Origin of the sequence: Gordonibacter sp. 28C, assembly GCF_003339845.1 — a bacterium.
Classification (GTDB): domain Bacteria; phylum Actinomycetota; class Coriobacteriia; order Coriobacteriales; family Eggerthellaceae; genus Gordonibacter.
In genome coordinates, this window is sequence record NZ_PPTR01000001.1 from 561931 (window position 1) to 581271 (window position 19341).

The 19341-nt window shown below is 66.0% G+C and carries 15 protein-coding genes; 9 read left to right on the forward strand and 6 right to left on the reverse strand.

Translation table 11 applies throughout. The features are described from left to right. Positions 1–30 precede the first annotated feature (30 nt). The 3 genes from C1878_RS02325 to eno all read left to right on the forward strand — a co-directional run bounded on the left by C1878_RS02325 (position 31) and on the right by eno (position 3223). Positions 31–966 carry a MerR family transcriptional regulator gene (locus tag C1878_RS02325; protein WP_114600070.1) on the forward strand — a complete coding sequence of 312 codons (936 nt, stop codon included), beginning with the start codon at positions 31–33 and terminating at the stop codon, positions 964–966. Between the two features lie 435 nt (positions 967–1401). After that, on the forward strand, positions 1402–1752 hold the full coding sequence (locus tag C1878_RS02330) for a TrmO family methyltransferase (RefSeq protein ID WP_241963579.1): 351 nt from the start codon (positions 1402–1404) through the stop codon (positions 1750–1752). Positions 1753–1930: 178 nt separating this feature from the next. Continuing rightward, entirely contained in the window at positions 1931–3223 is a 1293-nt protein-coding gene (eno, locus tag C1878_RS02335; protein ID WP_114600072.1) for a phosphopyruvate hydratase, read from the forward strand. Positions 3224–3279: 56 nt separating this feature from the next. On the opposite strand, the gene C1878_RS02340 is transcribed toward eno, so the two are convergent. Then, entirely contained in the window at positions 3280–3831 is a 552-nt protein-coding gene (locus C1878_RS02340) for a gamma carbonic anhydrase family protein (RefSeq protein ID WP_114600073.1), read from the reverse strand. Between the two features lie 246 nt (positions 3832–4077). Between C1878_RS02340 and glp the strand changes: the two genes are divergently transcribed. The 3 genes from glp to C1878_RS02355 all read left to right on the forward strand — a co-directional run bounded on the left by glp (position 4078) and on the right by C1878_RS02355 (position 8554). After that, the gene (gene glp / locus C1878_RS02345) at positions 4078–5334 is read left to right on the forward strand and encodes a gephyrin-like molybdotransferase Glp (protein ID WP_114600127.1); all 1257 of its coding nucleotides are present in this window, start codon (positions 4078–4080) and stop codon (positions 5332–5334) included. A gap of 183 nt (positions 5335–5517) precedes the next feature. Continuing rightward, a complete protein-coding gene (locus tag C1878_RS02350; RefSeq protein ID WP_114600074.1) occupies positions 5518–6000 on the forward strand; it encodes a molybdenum cofactor biosynthesis protein B in 483 nt (160 codons plus the stop codon). Between the two features lie 640 nt (positions 6001–6640). After that, positions 6641–8554, forward strand: coding sequence for an FAD-binding protein (locus C1878_RS02355; RefSeq protein WP_114600075.1), 1914 nt, complete (start codon positions 6641–6643; stop codon positions 8552–8554). 170 nt (positions 8555–8724) lie between these two features. On the opposite strand, the gene C1878_RS02360 is transcribed toward C1878_RS02355, so the two are convergent. From C1878_RS02360 to C1878_RS02380, 5 genes are all read right to left on the reverse strand, one after another. Further along, positions 8725–10164: a helix-turn-helix transcriptional regulator gene (locus C1878_RS02360; RefSeq protein ID WP_114600076.1), complete on the reverse strand. Its 1440-nt coding sequence runs from the start codon at positions 10162–10164 to the stop codon at positions 8725–8727. Positions 10165–10205: 41 nt separating this feature from the next. Then, positions 10206–11060, reverse strand: coding sequence for a DmsC/YnfH family molybdoenzyme membrane anchor subunit (locus tag C1878_RS02365; RefSeq protein WP_114600077.1), 855 nt, complete (start codon positions 11058–11060; stop codon positions 10206–10208). 2 nt (positions 11061–11062) lie between these two features. After that, the gene (locus tag C1878_RS02370) at positions 11063–11689 is read right to left on the reverse strand and encodes a 4Fe-4S dicluster domain-containing protein (protein WP_114600078.1); all 627 of its coding nucleotides are present in this window, start codon (positions 11687–11689) and stop codon (positions 11063–11065) included. Between the two features lie 172 nt (positions 11690–11861). Next, a complete protein-coding gene (locus C1878_RS02375) occupies positions 11862–12500 on the reverse strand; it encodes a DMSO/selenate family reductase complex B subunit (RefSeq protein ID WP_114600079.1) in 639 nt (212 codons plus the stop codon). 15 nt (positions 12501–12515) lie between these two features. Further along, on the reverse strand, positions 12516–15008 hold the full coding sequence (locus C1878_RS02380) for a DMSO/selenate family reductase complex A subunit (protein WP_114600080.1): 2493 nt from the start codon (positions 15006–15008) through the stop codon (positions 12516–12518). Between the two features lie 226 nt (positions 15009–15234). Here C1878_RS02380 and C1878_RS02385 point away from each other — a divergent pair, with 226 nt between their 5' ends. The 3 genes from C1878_RS02385 to C1878_RS02395 all read left to right on the forward strand — a co-directional run bounded on the left by C1878_RS02385 (position 15235) and on the right by C1878_RS02395 (position 19188). Further along, positions 15235–16878: a LuxR family transcriptional regulator gene (locus tag C1878_RS02385; RefSeq protein WP_114600081.1), complete on the forward strand. Its 1644-nt coding sequence runs from the start codon at positions 15235–15237 to the stop codon at positions 16876–16878. 120 nt (positions 16879–16998) lie between these two features. Continuing rightward, positions 16999–18387, forward strand: a complete 1389-nt coding sequence (alr, locus tag C1878_RS02390) for an alanine racemase (protein ID WP_114600082.1) — start codon at positions 16999–17001, stop codon at positions 18385–18387. Positions 18388–18513: 126 nt separating this feature from the next. Further along, the gene (locus C1878_RS02395) at positions 18514–19188 is read left to right on the forward strand and encodes a uracil-DNA glycosylase family protein (protein WP_114600083.1); all 675 of its coding nucleotides are present in this window, start codon (positions 18514–18516) and stop codon (positions 19186–19188) included. Positions 19189–19341 lie beyond the last annotated feature (153 nt).

Sequence of the window (19341 nt, forward strand, 5' to 3'; positions counted from 1 at the left end):
GCTTGACCTGGATTCCAAGGAGGTGTTCCGGTGCTGCAGATAGGCGAGTTCTCCCGGCTCTCGCGCATATCAGTGCGCATGTTGCGCCATTACGACCAGGTAGGGCTGCTCAAACCCGCCGAGCAGGATCCGGAGACGGGGTACCGCCGCTACGCCGTGGCGCAGCTGGCGGAGGCGAACCGCATCACCGCCTTGCGCGACGTTGGATTTCCGATACGGGACATTGGGCAATTGGCCCATGCGGGCGACGACGAGCTCTGTCGCGCTCTGGACGAACGCGGGCGAGAGCTTGAGGGCGTCATTGAGCGCGAGCAGCGTCGGCTGGCAGACCTGCATCGTTTCCAGCGGGAGGTGGAAGCGGGCGGGGCGGCGCTCAGTTGCGAGGTGTCGCTCGTGTCGGTCCCAACTTACGATGTGGTGGCGTTGCGCATGGAGCTGCATGCCTACGATGACGAGCGCTTGGCTTGGGAGAGGCTGAGCGCGCTCATGAAAGAGCGGGGGATAACGCCGTCCGAACCTTACACGGAGTACTGCGAGTTCTGCGACGAAGGCTCGGGCAACGTGGCCGGCTACGGGGAGGTCGTTGAACCAGCAAGAATGGCGGACGGTGTGAATGGCACGGATAGCGCGGGCGACGCGGACGGTGCGGACGTCGCCGACGTTGCGGGCTTTCTCTCTGTTGTGGTGGAGGTTGCCGACGCCACTGACGCGCAGGACGAAGGCGACGGGCCGCTTCGATTCTTCCGCAGCGTCGCGCTGCCGCTTGCCGCCAGCATCAAGGTGTACGGCCTCTATGAGAACATCGCGCCCGTGTACGCCTCGTTTGCGCGCTGGTTGGAACGTCATCCGTCGCTGCGCATGGCCGACCCTACGCGCGAGGTGGCCCATCGCGGCCCGTGGAACGCGGACGACCCGCAAGGCTACCTCACGGAGTTTCTGGTTCCCGTAACGGAATGCGGTCGTTAACTTTTCGCTGTTCAGATGCGGTGGCAAGTTGCGTCAATTCTGCACGGAAATCGCCGGAATGTTGCATCTGAAGAACCGACAAAGTCAATTGCGAAAACGTGACCTGTGCAAACGAATGCCTTTCGCAAATAGTGCGACACATGAAGGCCAGAGTCGAGGGAGAAACGCAACATTCCGGCAGCTTCCGTGCAGAATGAACGAGTGTAATTGCTCTGCGCTCTTGACCCTCTCACGGTGTCAGCCTGTATGCTCCAGCCAAGCGCTGCCGCAAGGGCGGCTGCCATGCCGCGAAAGGAACACCAGCTATGAAAACGTTTTCCGTGCATCCCGTCGGCATCGTGAGCGGGGCAGGAGAGGGGCCCGCGCAGGTGCGCATCGACCCAGTATACCGAAGACGGCCTGCGGGGCCTTGAAGGTTTCGGCCACGCCGTCGTCATCTGGTGGGCCCACGAGGTGGACGATCCCGACCTGAGCGCGCTCATGGACGCCGGGCGACCCTATGCGCGCCTCGACCACGACTTGGGCATCTTTTCAACGCGCTCGCCGCTGCGCTCCAACCCGCTGGCCCTTACGGTCATCAAGTTGGCTTCGGTGGACGTGGAGGCCGGCATCATCGAGACGCCCTACTTCGACGCCCAGGACGGCACGCCCGTCCTCGATCTCAAGCCCAACACTCCCAGCATCGACCGCGTCGAGCGCCCGCAGCTCCCCGCTTGGTGCGCCCACTGGCCCGGAAGCGTGGAAACCTCTGGCGACTTCGACTGGGCGGGGGAGTTCCGGTTCTAGCTTCGTCGCGCCTTCGACGGCTCCGGTGGCGCGCACCCACCGTTACCGTTCGTCGCCGGGGTTGTGGGAAACGCTCGCAGAATGGGGGCTCGGGCCTCCGACGTGCTATGATTGCCAGTGATGTGCGACTTCGGCGGAACGGTCCGGCGGAGCGGAATGAAATCACGAGGAGGCATTCATGAGCGTCATCATCGATGTGTTCGGTCGCGAGATTCTCGATTCGCGCGGCAACCCGACCGTGGAAGTGGAGGTCGTGCTCGAGGACGGGGCGTTCGGCCGAGCTGCCGTGCCGTCGGGTGCGTCGACGGGCGCGTTCGAAGCCGTGGAGCTTCGCGACTGCGACAAGGGCCGCTACCTCGGCAAGGGCACGCTCGATGCGGTGGCCCACGTGAACGAGGAGATCGCCGACGCGCTCGTGGGCATGGAGGCCGACGACCAGCGCACCATCGACGACATCATGCTGGAGCTGGACGGCACCGACAACAAGGGAGCCTTGGGCGCGAACGCCATCCTGGGCGTGTCGTTGGCCTGCGCGAAGGCCGCCGCCGAGTCCGCCGAACTGCCGCTGTACAAGTACGTGGGCGGCACGAACGCGCACCTTTTGCCCACGCCCATGATGAACATCCTCAACGGCGGCGTGCACGCCGACAACAACGTGGACTTCCAGGAGTTCATGATCATGCCGGTGGGAGCCGACTCGTTCGCCGAGGCGCTGCGCTGGTGCGCCGAGATCTACCACACGCTGAAGAAGGTGCTGCACGACGCGGGCCTTGGCGGCGGCGTGGGCGACGAGGGCGGCTTCGCTCCCAACTTCAAGACGAACGAAGAGCCGCTCGAGTACGTGACGAAGGCGTGCGAGGCTGCCGGTTACAAGCCCGGCACGGACATCATGTTCGCCATGGACCCGGCTTCCACCGAGTTCTACGACGCCGACAAGCAGAAGTACGTGCTGGCGGGCGAGGGCCGCGAGCTCACGAGCGCCGAGATGGTGGACTACTGGGAAGCGCTCGTGAACAAGTACCCCATCATCTCCCTTGAGGACGGCATGGCCGAGGAGGATTGGGACGGCTGGAAAGAGCTCACCGACCGCATCGGCGACCGCGTGCAGCTGGTGGGAGACGACCTGTTCGTCACCAACTCCAAGCGTTTGGCCAAGGGCATCGAGATGGGCTGCGCGAACGCCATTCTCATCAAGGTGAACCAGATCGGCAGCCTCACCGAGACGCTCGAGGCCATCGAGATGGCGAAGCAGGCCGGCTACGCCTGCGTCATGAGCCACCGCTCCGGCGAGACCGAGGACACCACCATCGCCGACCTGTCCGTGGCCGTGAACACGGGCCAGATCAAGACGGGCGCTCCCTGCCGCTCCGACCGCGTGGCGAAGTACAACCAGCTGCTGCGCATCGAGGAGGAGCTGGACTCCGCCGCCCAGTACGCCGGCATGAGCGCGTTCTACAACATCAGCCGTTAAGCGAACGCTTGCCGGTTGACGCGGCACGGCCCCGCTTCGGCGGGGCCGTGCCGCGTTTAGGCTTCCCCTTCGCCCTGCTCGGGGTGCGCCAGCAGGCCCTCGCGCAGCATGTCGGCGCTCACGCGCACGTACTCGTCGGCGGCGTGCGCGCATAGGCGGGCTACCTCTTCGTCGGACAGCTTGCGCTTCACGCGTGCCGGCATGCCCATGACAAGGCTGCCGTCGGGGAACTCCTTGCCCTCCGACACGAGCGCGCCCGCGCCCACCACGCAGTTGGCCCCAACCTTCGCGCCGTTCATGACGATGGCGCCCATCCCTAAGAGCGTGTTCGGTCCGATCTCGCAGCCGTGCACGATGGCTCCGTGGCCCACGGTGCAGCGGTCGTGGATGACGGCGGGATGGTCGATGTCCACGTGCACCACCGCGTTTTCCTGGATGTTCACCTCGTCGCCGATGACGCAGGGCGCGTCGTCGGCGCGGATCTGGGCACCGGCCAGCACGCAGGAGTCGCGTCCGATGGTCACGTCGCCCACGATGCCCGCGGCGGGGGACAGGCGGGCGGAGGGGTGGGCCTTCACGTTGCGGTAGAGGGATGGTTCTGCGGTCATGCGCGTTCCTTTCGGCCAAGCGTGCGTTTCGCGTTCCCATTATAGGGCACCGGGCGGCGCCGGCCGCTTTTGCAGAAGAAGCGTCCGTTCGCATTCGTCTTGCTTTCGGTTCCGCCCAACTCAGGGGCTATCTCTATACTTTCAGCGCTATAATGAACGACATGGGTATATCAGGCGCGCTGCGCGCTTTCGCTGCCGAAAACGGCAGGCGGGATGCGCGGCGCGTCTTTCACGGAAGGGGAACCGATGAAGGAAATGATCTCGCTCGAAGAGGCCCGCGCCCTCGTGCTCGCGAACGTGGAGCCGCTGCCGGTGGAGACGGTGCCGGTGCTGGAGGCCGTGGGCCGCGTGACGGCGTCCCCGCTGAAAAGCGATATCGACATCGCGCCGTTCGCGCATTCGGCCATGGACGGGTTCGCGGTGCGTGCCGCCGAACTGGCCGACGCGAGTGCCGAGGCGCCTGTGGAGGTGGACGTCGTCGCCGAGGTGGCGGCCGGCGACGTGTACGAGGGGTCCATCGAGGCGGGCCAGTGCGTGCGCATCATGACCGGCGCGCCGCTGCCCGACGACGCCGACGCCGTGGTGAAGTACGAGATCGTGGACGTGGTGTGCGGCGACGGCAAGCCCGGCAGCCGCGTGGCGTTCACCGCCCCGGCGAAGCAGGGCTCGAACGTGCGCGCGGCGGGCGAGGAGGCGAAGGCCGGCGAGACGGTCGTCGAGGCCGGCGAGGTCATCGGATCGGCCGGCGTCGGGTTCCTGGCGGGCTGCGGCGTGGTGGAGGTTCCCACGCACCGTCGTCCCCGCGTGGCCGTCATCTCCATCGGCAGCGAGCTGGTGGATCCCACCGAGGTTCCCACGCCGGGCAAGATCCGCAACTCGAACAGCTACGCGCTGGCCGCGTGCGCGCAGGCCGCCGGCGCCGCGCCCACCATCCTTCCCATCGTGGAGGACACGAAGGAGGCCCTGGCGGCCGCCGTGTCCGCCGCCGTGAAGGAGTACGATTTCGTGGTGACGAGCGGCGGGGCCTCCAACGGCGACTTCGACTTCATCAAGCCCGTGGTTGACGAGTTGGGCGAACTACTCATGACTACGGTGAACATGCGTCCCGGCAAGGCCCAGACGTTCGGCGTCGTGCAGGGCAAGCCCGTGTTCGGCCTGCCGGGAAACCCGGCGGCGGCTTACGTGGGCTTCGAGATGATCATCCGCCCCGCGTTGCGCAAGATGCAGGGCTACCGGCATTTCGACCGCCCGACCGTCACGGCCAAGCTGTCGCGCGACGTGAAGAAGAACGACCCGCGCCGCATCTTCCTGCGCTCCACGCTGTACAAGGACGACGCGGGCGAGTACGTGGTAGCGCCGGCGAAGAACCAGAGCTCGGGCTTGTTCGGCGTCATCCAGCGCAGCAACTGCATGGCAATCATGCCCGAAGGGTTGGAGTCCCGCACGGCCGGCTCGCTCATCGAGTGCGTGCTGTTGGACGTGAGCGAGGAAGTGAGCCTGTAGGTTCCGCCGTTCTGCCGAACGGCGGAACGGCTCGACGCTGCGAAGGGCCGTGGCACGCCGCTTTCGCACGATCCCGGAGGCTCGCGTACCGAAGTACGCTACGCCTCCGCGATCCCGCGAATTCGACGCACCGCAGCCCTTCTCGCCGACTCACTAACGCCAACCTGCGAGAAAGGAACGATCATGTCCGAACAAGCTTTGACATTCGCCATCATCACGTGCTCCGACACGCGCAGCATGAAGGAGGACACGGCGGGCGCCGCGCTCGAGGCGCTCATCGCCGAGAACGGCTGGTCGTGCACGAGCCACGTGGTGGTGAAGGACGAGCGCGCCGACATCGCGGCCGCCATCGTGCACGCCTGCGACACGCTGGAGGCCGACATCGTGCTCACCTGCGGCGGAAGCGGCCTGTCGCTGCGCGACGTGACGCCCGAGGCCACGCAGGACGTGTGCGAGCGCAACGTGCCCGGCATAGCCGAGGCCATGCGCGCCCACTCGCTGGCCATCACGCCGTTCGCCATGCTGTCGCGTGCCCTGTGCATGCAGCGCGGCCGTCACATCGTCATCAACCTTCCCGGCAGCGAGAAGGCCGCCCGCGAGAATTGGGACGGCATCGTGAAGGCGCTGCCCCACGCCGCCAAGATGATGGCCGGCGGAGGACACTAGGGGTTCCGCGGGCCTACGGCCCGCGGAACCTGCCGACGCTGCGAAGCCCCCTCGCGCCGATCCTCGACCCTTTCCCGCTTGCCCTCGCGTACCGAAGTACGCTCGGCCGCGAGACGGGCCGATTATCGGCGCGAGGGGGCTTCTCGCTGACTTGCTAAGCCAACCCGGGCATTTCGTTTTCGCGCTATGCGCGAAGGGGCGCCACTGACAAAAACAAGGACGTAAAAGTGTGAAGCGCGCAAAAATCAGGACGAAACCTTAAGCCTGCTCGATGGTCCCCATGGATTCAGGGCGCATCCGAAAACCGTCCGTTGACGAAGCATTGCCGAAAAGGATGAGCAAGACGGCGAGAGCGCATGCTCGAAGACTCGAATAGCTTGAATCACGGAAAGCTCGCCGCGTCGAGCGTTGTTCGTCGGAAGCGGTTGATTTCTGCATGGGGGATTGTTGGCTTTCGTCCAGCAGCCTGCTTCTTACCTGGCAAAACAGCAAAATACCTCGAATCGGGTTATGCGGTTACCTCGGTTCGGGGATCGCGCTGATCTTCCTTGGGCCGTATGGTTCGCTCCATTGGGGTTTGCGAAACCGGTCGCGTTGCACCGTTTCGCAAGCGCAGGAACCCGTAACCAAGGAGGGTGTTATGAAGGAAGAGAAGAACAGCTTGGAGCATGGCGGCATAGGCCGCCGCGATTTCCTGAAGGGCGCGCTGGGCATGGGCGCCGTGGCGGCCACGGCGGCTTTGGTGCCGGGCTGTTCGCCGCAGAGCAGCAAAGAAGCGCAGGGAAGCGAAGGATCCGGATCCGCTTCGGCGTCGCAAGAGGGCACGGGCTACGTGGCCACTGCCGACTGGCTGGGCGAGAAGCCCGAGATCGACGATGGCGATATCGTCGAGACGGTGGAATGCGACGTCGTCGTGTGCGGCGGCGGGCACGCGGGCATCCAAGCGGCCCTTGCCGCGGCGGAGGGCGGCGCGAAGGTGGCGGTGATCGAGCAGTCGCCCGAGGCTTCCCGCAAGGTGAAGGGCGAGGACGTGGGCCATGTGAACTCGCAGTTCCTCATCGACCGCGGATTCGGCCCCTACGACGAGGGCGAAGTGGTGCAGGAGTTCTGCACGCGCGCTGCCGGGCGCGTGAACACGGAAGTCATCCGCAAATACGTGGCGAACTCGGGCGAGACGTTCGACCATATGGTCGAACTGGTCAAATGGCCCGATGACCGCATCAAGAAGGTGTCGCAGGACCAGAGCGATCTGAGCCCGCTCGACGACAGCCAGATCTGCATCCAGCAGCCCTCCCTTCGGTTCGACGGCCCGGTCGAGTACCCGCTCAAGCGCGGCGGCTTCAAAACCTGGCCTTCGGTCGTGCAGTTCATGGGCACCATCAACCACGAAACGTTCGAAGGGAACGCGGCGTTTTCCCGCTTGGACGAGGTCCAGCAGTTCTCCATCCTCGAAGGCAAGGACCTCGGCGTGGAATGGCACTGCGAGCAGAAGGCAACCGTGCTCACGCAAGACGACGACGGCGCGGTGACCGGCGTCATAGCCGAGGGCAGCGACGGGTACGTCAAGTACGTCGCATCGAAGGGCGTCATCCTGTGCACGGGCGATTTCGCCGCCAACACCGACATGACGTGGAACCTGCTGACCGAGTATCGCGAATGGAACGAGCGGGCCGGCATGGGCGCGGATTCGCTGATGGGCCAGACCGATTGCTACGGCGAGGGCCACAAGATGGGCTGCTGGGCCGGCGGCATGATAGAGGCGGGCCCGAGAGGCGCCATGAGCTTCGGCGGGGGCGGCTCCGGCCCGTGGGGCACCAGCCCGTTCTTGTGGCTGAACTCCGAAGGCGACCGCTTCATGAACGAGGCGGCAACGAGCACCGCGATCGCAGAGGTGATCAGGCAGCCGAGGGGCGGCATCACCGGCGTGACGGACGCCAACTGGCGCGAGACGCTGAAGTACTCGTCGCTCGACCACGGATGCGCGAACTTCGGGCGCGAGGATTACTACACCGAGATGGAAGCCGATATGGAGGCCATCGCGGTGGACGACCCGAAGGGCGGAACCGTGCGCATGTGCACGGTGGCGGAGCGCATGGCATGCCAGCTGTACAAAGCCTCGACGCTCGACGGCTTGGCCGACATGCTGGGGTACACGGGCGAGACGAAGGAGAACTTCCTGGCGTCCATCGAGCGTTACAACGAGCTGTGCCATGCGGGAGCCGACACCGACTTCGGGAAAGACGCCTGCCTGATGACGCCTATCGAGGAGGCCCCCTTCTACGGCTACGGAAACGCGGCGCCGGGCGGCTTCGGCGGCAACAACGGCACGATGTCCATCAGCCTGGTCACGCTCTGCGGCCTGGTGACCAACGGCGACCTGCAGGTTCTCGACAAGGACGCCAACGTCATTCCCGGATTGTACGCAGCGGGGAACACCTTGGGCGGACGCTACGGCCTGGGTTACTCCACCCCCATAACCGGCAACTCCATCGGCATGGCCGTCACGCATGGCCGCGTTGCCGGCAAGCTCATCACCGGCCAAGAGGTGCGATAGCCGACCATCCTTCGCAAGAAGCGGCTCCGGGCACTACCCTCCCTCCCCGCCCGGACGCCGTCTTCGTTTCGCCGCCCGCAGCCTTTTCTCGACTGCGGGCGGCGTTGTCTGTTGCATGCCGTGCCGATGACGGCGCATCGCCGGAGGGGGCCTTGTCGACGGGTTCGGGGCTATTCGAAGAGATCGAGCAGCTCTTGGCGCGAATGGACGCCCGTCTTCTCGTAAATGTGCTTGATGTGCACCTTCACGGTTTCCGGCGAAACGTAGAGCTCCTGGGCGATGTAGGTCGAGCTGCGTCCGCGCGCCAAGAGAGCGAGCACTTCGGCCTCTCGCGGCGACAATCCGCACGTCCGCACGATTCTCTCGCACTCTTCCTGGCGGATGTCGACGGGGCCTTCGGTCTGCTGGGCTGCGCTCGTCCGCACGTTCGAGCGAACGGCACGTGTGGCGAGCGCCACCAGGTAAGCCACGAACAGCGCGAGGGTGACGCTCATGGTTTGGCTCGGGTCGATGGTTTGGTTGACGACGATTCCCGTTGCAAGGGCCAGGCAGGCGGCGATGCCGCAGCAACCCCAGGTCGTCGGCAGGGAAACACGCCAGTTCGCCTCGCTTTCAAGGACGATGGAGAACGACAGCGAGGCGAAGAACGAACAGGCGATGCCCGTGAGCCCTCCCAACAGGTAGCCGACGATTCCCGACGGATCCACGGTCAGAATGCAGGCTGCGAGCGGCAAGGTGATGACGATGGGCGCGAACGAGAAACAGACGGCGCGCAGGTTCTTCTCGTTCGGGTACAGAGCGGCGACGGCTGCGATGGCGACGGCGGCGACGATGAACCCGATGAAGGTGCCTTGCGTGATGCCTGCCGAATGGGCGAATTCAAGGGCTTGCTCCGGTTCGGTCCACATAAGGCCCAAAAGGAAAAGGCAGAGCAGCGCGCCGACGAAGATGGGCCAGGTGCCTCCAAGGAAGGCACCCAGCGGCTCGCTTTGATCTTTGCGGCGCGCGGCGGTTTCGCATCGGGTTTCGTTGCGCCGGGCACCGCGCGAAGCGAGCAGGACCGCTGCGGCGACGCAGGGCGAGAAAGCGGTCGTCGCCATCATGATGCGGGCATCGCTGGTGGTCAGCACCGCCAGGGACATGACGCTCGCGAGGCAAAGGCACGCTGCGACCCAGAGCAGCGCCGTTTTGAGCGGGAACGCCGAGCACACCGTCAGCCAGCAGTAGAGCAGGGCGGCCGTGCCCACTGCGGACAGGACGGCAGACGCGCCGAGCAAAAGGGGCGCGTTCGTTGCCAGCGCACCGGCCGCCAGCGCACCGCCGCCGGCCGCCAGCGCAAAGAACGATACCCATGCCGTCCGCCTGAGCGGCAGGTCGTGGCCCCAGCGATGCAGCACGACGAGTGCAAGCGCCGACGCGGCGAACGTTCCGAGAAACGCGAGCATGAACGGCAGGGAAAGCTCGCCCCGGTCGAACGCCGTGAGCGTGCCTCCCAGGTAGTTCCCAGCCGAGACGAGCGCCGCGACGGGATTGAGCAACAGCAGGGAAAAAGCCAGTTGATATGGCTCCAACGGCATCGGCGCCGGTTGCTTGAGCGTCGCTCTCTCCATGTCCCGCCCTCTCCCTTCGCGAACCTGAAGATTGTAGCGCTTTAGAACCCCACCGTCATGTGCAACTGGTAAAACTCGACGCGGGTGACGAACACGGCCACCAGCAGCAAAAGCGCCGCCGCGCCGCTCAGGATCACGGCCCCCTGGCCGCTCGCGCGATGCCGCAGCGAGAGCGCGGCGCACGCGCAGCCGATGGCGCCGGCAAACGCGTGGAACGCGATGGCTCCTCCGTAGTTCGGGACGAGGGCGCTTGCCACCAGCTCGTTGTTCGCCACGCCGCCCAGGCTCTGCTGGTGCAGGGCGAGCACGATCGTGCCGGCTGCGAGCGCCGCCGCGCACACCGCCACCAGGGCGATTCCGCCTCCGCGCAGCGGCACCCGCGCCATATGCAGGAACAGCAGCCCCAACGCCGGTCCCGCAAGCAGCGCCGAGAACCACAGGTTCGCCGGCGCGTACCAGGTGTCCCAGGTGGGTACGGTGTCCACGGCGTAGGCAAGCGACGTGCAGGCCACGAGCGCCGCTCCGGCCACGCAGGCCAGCACGAGCCACGGCTTCGCCACGGCGTCCGGGAAGCGCTGTTTGAAGGCCATCATCCAGTACGACCCCACCAGGAACAGAAAGGCCACGGCCGACAGGACCTCGTTCGACAAGGGCGAGCGCCCCACGCCCGAGAACACGTGCAGCGCGTTGGCCGGGGTTCCCAGGTGCGTCGCCGACGCGATGAATCCCACGAGCGCCACGGAGAACGGCAGCGCTATCAAACGGTCGATGCGCACGGCGGCCTCGTGGTCGTGCGAGAACAGGCGAGCCAGCGCCAGCACGACGAACGCGACGGTGCCCGCCGGGGCGAGCGTGGTGAACACCGCGAGGGAAAGCTCGTCGAAGCCGCTGGCCATGGCTAGATCTCCTCGCGGTTCGCGATATGCCCGCCCGTTTCGGCCGCCAATGCGGCTGCGGGCGACGGGAAGATGAACAGGTTGGGCCAGGTGGCGTCCTCCGCCGGGAGCGGCAGGATGGAGCGGACGGTGCCCGGATGGCGCACCACCAGCTCGGCGGGGTCGCCGCAGTCGAGCGCGCGCACGGGGCACGCTTCCACGCATACGGGCGGCAGGCCTTCGTTCTGGCGCGCGCGGCAGCCGTCGCACTTCGAGCTCTTCTTCAGGTGCTGGTCGATGAACGGGGCGTGGTAGGGGCAGGCCATGGTGCAGTAGCCGCAGCCGATGCATTTGCGCTCGTCGGGCCACACGAGCCCCCGGTCGTCTTTGTGCATGGCCCCGGTCGGACACACGTGCGTGCAGGCGGGGCTGCCGCAATGGTTGCAGGCGAGGGACAGGTGGTAGGCGAACACGTTTTCGGGCGCGGCGGTTTCCGTGTCGCCGGACGGCGCGTTCCAGGTGCCGCCCTCGTAGTCGATGACGCGCCGGAACGTGGCCTCGGGGCCGAGGTCGCGATAGTCCTTGCACGCCATCTCGCAGGTCTTGCACCCGGTGCAGCGCGTGTTGTCGAAGAAGAATCCGAACGCCATGAGCAGCCCTCTGCCAAACCCCTCCCTTGCCCGCACGCTTCGAGCGCGGGCATCCCGCTCCAGTATACCGGAAGCGGCCGCGCCGGGGAGGGAGGGGCGCGGCCGCTTCAAAGATGGGATGCGCATACCCGGTGCCGCTTGCGCGCACCGGGTATGCGCGGATGGTCGGCTGTTATGCCGGGACGTTGGTGACTTCCTTCTCGTTCGCGATCGCGCCCGTGGTGTCGCCGGGATCCTTGGCGGCAGGGCAGGGGTTGATGGCGATGGAGGGCGTGGTCTCGTCCGGCGAGGGCATGGGGGCGATGCCGGCTTTGGTGCCCGCATGCGCCGCGCGCAGCTCCTCGATGTCGCCCCATTCGAGCGCGCGCACCGGGCAGGACTCCACGCAGACGGGGTCTTGGCCAGCCGCCACGCGGTCGGCGCAGCCGTCGCACTTCACGCCCTTCTTCGTCTCCGAATCCAAGATGGGCACGTTGTAGGGGCACGTGGTCACGCACACGCCCGCGCCCGTGCACTTCTCCTGGTCGATGTGCACGAGGCCTGTTTTGCCGTCCTTCTCGATGGCGCCCGACGGGCACTTGGCCATGCACGCCGGCATGGCGCAGTGGTTGCAGGCCAGCGACACGTGGTAGGCGAACGTGTCGGACGTGTAGGTGCCGTCGCCCGCGTCGGCCCACGAGCCGCCCTCGTAGTCGTATACACGGCGGAACGCAATATTGACGGGCAGGTCTTTGTAATCCTTGCACGCCATCTCGCAGGTGCGGCACCCCGTGCAGCGTGCGTTGTCGAAATAGAATCCGTACTGAGTCATGTCGTCCTCCCCCCTTTAGGCTTTCGTCACTTCTGCGATCATGGAATGGGCCGGTCCGTTGCCCTTGGCGAGCGGCGTGGGCTTGTAGGTGGTCAGCGTGTTCACGCATGCGCCCTCGTCCACGCGATCGCCGCTCATGTTGGCCTTGTGCCACGCGCCCTGTGGGATGGCTACGGTTCCGGGAACAATGCGAGGAGTCACCTTCGCCTCGATGCGGATCTCGCCCGCTGGGCTCTTGACTGCCACCTTGTCGCCATCGGCGATGCCGCGGGATTCGGCGTCGGCCGGGTTCATCCAAAGCTGCTGGCGTGCTACGGCCTCAAGTTCCTCGATGAAGCCGAACGAGGAATGCGTGCGGCTCTTGTGATGGAAACCGGTGCAGTACAGCGGATACTCGTCGCTCACGCTGCCGTAGCCCTGGAAACCGGGAGTGAACACGGGGATGGGATTGATGGCTTCGTCCTCGGCCAGCTCCCACGTGGCTGCGATGTCGGCCAACGTCTCAGAGTAGATCTCGATCTTGCCCGACGGTGTGGCCAGAGGGTTCTCGACGGGATCGGTGCGGAACGCCTCCAAACCGATAGCCGGGGCCAGCGTGCGCTTGTACACGCCCTGCTTCTTTATCTCGTCCCAGGTGGGCATATCGCCGTCGGCCTTGGCACCGGCCTCGTACAGCTCCTGGATCCACTCTTCCTGCGTCTTGCCTTCGGTGAAGGAATCCTTGACGCCGAACTTATCGGCGATGTCGGCACACACGTCGTAGCTGGTGCGGCACTCTCCCGGCGGTTCTTGGGCCGGGCCTCCCACGACCACGGCCGTGTAGTACTCGGAATAGCCCTGCGTCTGCATGTTCAATTGTTCGGAGCGCATGGCGTCGGGCAGCAGGATGTCGGCATATTTGGCGGAGTCGGTCATGACCGTGTCCCACACCAAGATGAATTCGCATTTGCTCTCGTCGGCCAGAATATCGTGCGTGTAGTTGATGTCGCCGTGCTGGTTGGTCAGGCAGTTGCCTGCATAGTTCCAAATGAACTTGATGTCGCTGCTCAGCTTGTCCGCGCCCAGGATGCCGGCGTTGGTGGCCGTCATCTCGTGGCCGTGGTCGACGGCGTTCACCCACTGATACACGGGAATGGTCGTCTCGATGGGATTCTTGGCCGGCAGGCTTCCCACCAGATAGACGGACGGCTCGGCCTCTCGCTGGCCGGTGTTGGTGCCGGGCAGGCCGATCTGACCAATGAGGATGGGCAACATGCTGATGGCGCGTGTGGTGTCCTCGCCGTTGGTGTGGCGTTGCGGACCCCAGCCTTGGCAGATGAAGGGAGCCTTGGCACCGGCGATCTCGGCGGCCAACTCGCGGATGCGATCGGCTGGAATCTGCGTGATGGGGGCGGCCCATTCGGGGGTTTTCTCCACCATGTCGTAGCCGGTGCCCATGATGTAGTCCTTGTAGGACTTGTTCTGGCCCTTGGCCGACTCGGGCATGGTATCGTCGTCGTAGCCCACGCAGTACTTGTCTAAGAACTCCTTGTTCACCTGGCCGCTGGCGATCCATTCGTGCGCGATGGCCGAGCACAGCGCCGCGTCGGTTCCGGGGCGGATGGGAAGCCATTCGTCCGGATGGCCCGAGGCGCTCTCGTTCAGGCGGTAGTCGATGTTGACGATGCGGCCGCCGCGTCCTTGCACGGCCTCGCGTACTTTGGCGAAATCCCAAACGGCGTTCGCGCCGCCCATGCGGGTTTCAGCCGGGCTGTTGCCGAACATGACCACTAAGTCGGAAGCGCGTTCGGCTTCGGAGAACGACGAGGCGTTCACGTTGTCGTAGGGGCTGAACGCGGTTGCAGGCTTGCCCAAGGTGGCATGGTTGCCGTCGTCGTCGAGGTTCGCCGCGCTACCGAACATGTAGGGCATGATGGCCTGCAGCATGTGTGTGGAGTAGTCGTAGCCTTGGTTGACGTAGCCGCCCAGCAGACTGAGCAGGCGCAGGCCCGGCTGCTTGCCGGTGCACGAGTACATGCCGGTGGCGTAGTTCACGTACACCGCCTCGTTGCCGTAGGTGTCGATGACGCGCTTGAGCTCGCTTGCGATGGTGTCGATGGCCTCGTCCCAGGAAATCTCCTCGAACTTGCCTTCACCGCGCTTGCCGACGCGCTTCATGGGCTTCATCAGTCGGTCGGGGTGGTTGATCCAACGGCGCATGGAGCGGCCGCGCAGGCAAGCACGTGCCTGGAGGTCGATGTCGCCGGTGTTGTCGGACTCCATGTAGACGATCTTGCCGTCGCGGGAGTGCCACTGGAAGATGCAGTTGCCGCCGCAGTTGACGTTACATTGGCTCCAGGCGATCTGATCGGTTGCCCCTGTGGCGCCTCCGTCCTTCGCGCCTCCGTCCTCGCTCTTGGGCGAGCAGCCGTACAGCGCGCCTCCGGCGGCGCCGGCCAGCGCGAGCCCGGCGAGCGAGCCCTTCACGAACGTGCGGCGCGACAGCGTCGCTGCTTCGTTCAATGCCATGGTTCCCTCCTTCTCTTTGGTAACTCCTCCACGTCACAAGGTACCAAACCCGGGGGAGCCTTGATCACACTTTGCATGTGATTTAAGCGTTTTGCCAGTTCAAAGAAGTGTGATAACGCGATGTTTCCCTTTGTCGCCCGACGGCGCGCGCCCTTCTTCGGCGCGGCTTCCACTATAATGGACGGGCTGAACTATCGGGAGGGCGAGGCGGGGAGGGCCGAACCACGTGAGCGGCAGCGCGGCGCATACGCACGTGTCCAGTTGGGGGTACGCGTGTTTTCTCACGGTGAACGCCACGTCCATCTGGGGCGGCGTGTTCCCGTTCCTGCCGATGGAGTTTCAGACGGCGGAGGTCACGCTCACGTTCTTCCTCGCGCAGTCGCTCGCGTTCTGGGGCGCGTTCGTGGCGAGCGCCGTGGGTTCGTACCGTTTTCCCCACGCCGCGCGGCGCATGATGGTGAGCTTGAGCGCGCTGCTCGTGTTCGCCGGGTCGGCATGCCTCATCGGCGCCATGTACGCGCCTCCGGCGGCCCTGGTGCTCGTGGCCGCGGGCGGCGTGCTGCTGGGCATCGGGTGCGCGGGCATGTTCATGCTGTGGCAACGCTATTTCGCGTCGTTGCCCCCGTCCCAGGGCAACGTGCGGCTCGTGGTGGGCACGGCCATCGCCCCGTTCATCTACTTCGCGCTGTACCTGGTGCCCATCGCGCTCACGGCGTTCCTCGTGCCGCTTGTGTTCGTGCCGCTGTGCGGGCTGTGCGTTGCGCTTTCGGTGCGCGAGATGCACATGGACCAGCCCATGTTCGAGGACGTGCCGCGCCAGCATCCGCAGGTGTACCGCCAGGTGGTGGCCGACTACTGGCGCAGCGCGCTGTGCGTGGGATCGCTCGCGTTCGCGAGCGGCGTCATCCGCGGCATCGCGCTTTTGCACCAGGAGATCAGCCTCGTGGTGAACAGCGCGTCCATGCTGGGCTCGTTCGTGTCGGCGGCGGCGGTGCTGCTGCTGTGGCGGCGCATGAGCTTCCGCCTGGGGCTCACATCGGTGTTTCGCGTTGTTTATCCGCTGGTCATCACCGGCTTCTTGCTGCTGCCGTTTCTGGGCGCGGGCTATCTCAACCTCTTCGCCGCGTTCACGTACATGGTGTTCTCGCTCGTGCTCATGCTCATGATGATGCAGTGCGCGCAGGTGTCGCGCGACCGCGGCATCAACCCGGTGTTCATCTACGCGTTCTTCGGCGCCGTGGTGTACCTCATGCAGGCCGTGGGCTTTTTGCTGGGGTGGGTGAGCGACTTCGTTTCGGCGGACGGGTTCGACTGGCTGTTCTTCGTGGCCATGGTGTCCAGCTACGTGCTGGGCATCACGTTGCTGGTGTCCACGGGCACGCTGTTCAAGGCTGTGGCGTCCAGAGGTACGGTGACGGCGGACCCTATCGAGTTCTGGGCGATGCGGCAGATGGCCGGTCGCGCGAACCGGAAGGTTGCCGAGGAGGTGGGGGACGTCCGTGCGGACGGCCTGTCCGATGACGGGGCCCTGCCCGCGGACGCTTCCTCCCCAGCGGGCCCCGGCGACGGCAAGGCCGCCAAACCCGCGCTGAAGAAGCGGCGCAACCGGCCTTCCTCTTCCGAAGACGCCGGCATCATCCGCGACCGCACGTCCAAGCAGTGCCTCGATTTGCAGGAGGCCTACGGCCTGTCCACGCGCGAGACGGAAGTCATGGAGCTCATCGCACGCGGCAACAGCATGGCGAGCATCGCCGAGCGGCTCGTGATAAGCGAGAACACCGTGCGCACCCATGCGAAGCACATCTATGCGAAGCTCGACATCCACAAGCGCCAGGAGCTGCTGGACATGCTGCACGATCTGGAAGGGTAGCGGCCGCCGAAACCGATGCCGCCGAAGCCTGCAGGTTCCGTTGGCGGGCGGGCCGACGGAACCGGTCAGTGCTATACTGGTGCGCGAAAAGAACGGGCGACAAGCGAGGACGACTTCAGCATGACGGCACAAGACCTCCCCAACGGATTCACCGGATTCGCGAACCGCAAGCCGGGCTTCGAGCCGGCCAGCGCCAGCGTGGGGCACACGCCGGTGGGCGGCTACACCACGGCGGGCGGCGCCTCGCTGGCGGGCGTGCCGGCCTCGTACGGCGGAGGCGCGCAGGGGGCGTTCCAGTACGCGCGCGACCACGCGCGGCCCGATGCGGGCGCGGCGAACTTCGATCCCGACAAGCTGCGCCTCATCCCGGCCGTCGACCGTCGCTGGGCGTGGACGGAGATCGACCTGAACGCCCTGCGCCACAACGTGGGTTCGCTCAAGCGCCATGTGGGTCCCGGCGTGCGCGTAATGGCCGTGGTGAAGGCCGACGGCTACGGGCACGGGGCCGTGCGCTGCGCGAAGACGGCGCTGAACTCCGGCGCCGACTATCTGGGCGTGGCCACGGTGAACGAGGCCATCGAGCTGCGCGAGGCGCTGGTGAACGCCCCCATCCTCGTGCTGTCGCAGCCTCCCGACGAGGCCATTCCGCTGCTGCTGGCCTACAAGGTCATGCCGAGCGTCTACACGCCCGACTTCGCCATCCGCTACGCCGAGGCGGCCGACGCCTACGGCATCCGCGCGCCGTACCACCTGGCCGTGAACACGGGCATGAACCGCATCGGCGTGCGCTACGACGAGGTGGTGGAGTTCCTATCGCAGGTGAGCTTCCATCGCGCGCTCGACCTCGTGGGCACGTTCACCCATTTCGCCACCGCCGACGCGACGGAAACGCTGGACTTCCATATCCAGACGAAGCGCTTTTTGGAGGCTATCCAGTCCATGCGGGTCGCGGGCGTCGACCCCGGCATCATCCACGCGGCGAACTCGGCCGCCACGATCCGCTACCCCGACGTGCACTTCGACATGGTGCGTCCCGGCATCGCGCTCTACGGCCTGCATCCGTGCCCGGAAACGCGCACCATGATAGACCTGAGGCCCGTTATGAGCGTGCATGCGCGCGTGACGGACACGCGGCTCGTGCCCATGAGCGAGGGCGTGAGCTACGGCATGAACTACCGCAGCCCGGGCAGCGTGAAGATATGCACCGTTCCCGTTGGCTACGCCGACGGCCTGCGCCGCGGGCTGTCGGGCCGCACGGACTTCATCGTGGCCGGCCAACGGTTCCGCCAGGTGGGCAACATCTGCATGGACCAGTGCATGTTCGAGGTGGACATGCGCATCTACGGCACGCGTCGTCGCGTCGACCCGCAGATCGGCGACGAGGTGATACTGGTGGGCCGCCAAGGCGACTCGGTGGTCACGCTCGACGACATGGCGAACACGCTGGGCACGATCCACTACGAGTTGGCCATCGGCTTCGCGCAGAGGATGCCGCGGGTGTACGTGTAGAGCGCTCGCGTTAGGGTGGCTTTCTTGATTGGGGCGGCTTCCTTCGTCGGGAGCGCCCCTACGAAGGGCCCCGGCGCGGAAGGCGTTTCGGCGTCGGGGAAGATCGATCGTTGAAAGGGGAGGCACATGCCCAAGCCGCATATTCCGTTGGAGGACATCCGCGCGCAGGTCGAAGGCTGCCGCAAGTGCACGCTGGCCGACGGGCGCACGCAGACGGTGTTCGGGGTGGGCAACCCCTCGGCGCGCGTCCTCATCGTGGGCGAGGCGCCGGGCAAGAACGAGGACTTGCAGGGCGAGCCGTTCGTGGGCAAGGCGGGGCAGTACCTCAACGAGCTGCTGGCCATCGCGGGCCTGGCGCGCGAGGACGTGTTCATCGCGAACGTGCTGAAGTGCCGCCCGCCGGGGAACCGCGATCCGCGCCCCGAGGAGATCGAGCTGTGCACGCCGTACCTGCGCGAGCAGACGCGCACCATCGACCCCGAGTTCATCGTGACGCTGGGCAACTTCTCCACGAAGTTCATCCTGAAGACGGAGATCGGCATCACGCGCCTGCACGGCACGCTGCAACGCGCCGGCAAGTTCAAGGTGTTCCCCATCTTCCACCCGGCCGCCGCCATCTACGACGGCTCCAAGCGCGAGGCTCTGGAGAACGACTTCGCCACGCTGGGCGAGCTTCTGCGCGCGAGCGACGCCGAGCAGGCGGCAACGGCTTCCGCACCCGCGCAGCCCGCGCCCGAATCGACGGCCGAAGAGGCGCCCGCCGCGGCGCAGCCCGTCGTGGAGCAACCGCATCTGCTGTAGGGGCGACGGGGTCGCCGGAGCGGGCGCCGCTGTCAAACCAGGGTCGGCATAGCCCGGGTCGGCCCGTCCCGCGAAAACCTCGCCGGCGGCTCGGAAGCCCTCTTCGGCCGTCGGCCGGGCCCCCGTCCCGCCCGATCGCAAGCCGTCCGATCG

What these genes read in the sequence shown, in the direction of transcription:
- eno (WP_114600072.1), top strand. Translation starts at nt 1,931, where the DNA reads ATGAGCGTCATCATCGATGTGTTCGGTCGCGAGATTCTCGATTCGCGC.
- C1878_RS02340 (WP_114600073.1), bottom strand. Translation starts at nt 3,831, where the DNA reads ATGACCGCAGAACCATCCCTCTACCGCAACGTGAAGGCCCACCCCTCC.
- glp (WP_114600127.1), top strand. Translation starts at nt 4,078, where the DNA reads ATGAAGGAAATGATCTCGCTCGAAGAGGCCCGCGCCCTCGTGCTCGCG.
- C1878_RS02350 (WP_114600074.1), top strand. Translation starts at nt 5,518, where the DNA reads ATGTCCGAACAAGCTTTGACATTCGCCATCATCACGTGCTCCGACACG.
- C1878_RS02355 (WP_114600075.1), top strand. Translation starts at nt 6,641, where the DNA reads ATGAAGGAAGAGAAGAACAGCTTGGAGCATGGCGGCATAGGCCGCCGC.
- C1878_RS02360 (WP_114600076.1), bottom strand. Translation starts at nt 10,164, where the DNA reads ATGGAGAGAGCGACGCTCAAGCAACCGGCGCCGATGCCGTTGGAGCCA.
- C1878_RS02365 (WP_114600077.1), bottom strand. Translation starts at nt 11,060, where the DNA reads ATGGCCAGCGGCTTCGACGAGCTTTCCCTCGCGGTGTTCACCACGCTC.
- C1878_RS02370 (WP_114600078.1), bottom strand. Translation starts at nt 11,689, where the DNA reads ATGGCGTTCGGATTCTTCTTCGACAACACGCGCTGCACCGGGTGCAAG.
- C1878_RS02375 (WP_114600079.1), bottom strand. Translation starts at nt 12,500, where the DNA reads ATGACTCAGTACGGATTCTATTTCGACAACGCACGCTGCACGGGGTGC.
- C1878_RS02380 (WP_114600080.1), bottom strand. Translation starts at nt 15,008, where the DNA reads ATGGCATTGAACGAAGCAGCGACGCTGTCGCGCCGCACGTTCGTGAAG.
- alr (WP_114600082.1), top strand. Translation starts at nt 16,999, where the DNA reads ATGACGGCACAAGACCTCCCCAACGGATTCACCGGATTCGCGAACCGC.
- C1878_RS02395 (WP_114600083.1), top strand. Translation starts at nt 18,514, where the DNA reads ATGCCCAAGCCGCATATTCCGTTGGAGGACATCCGCGCGCAGGTCGAA.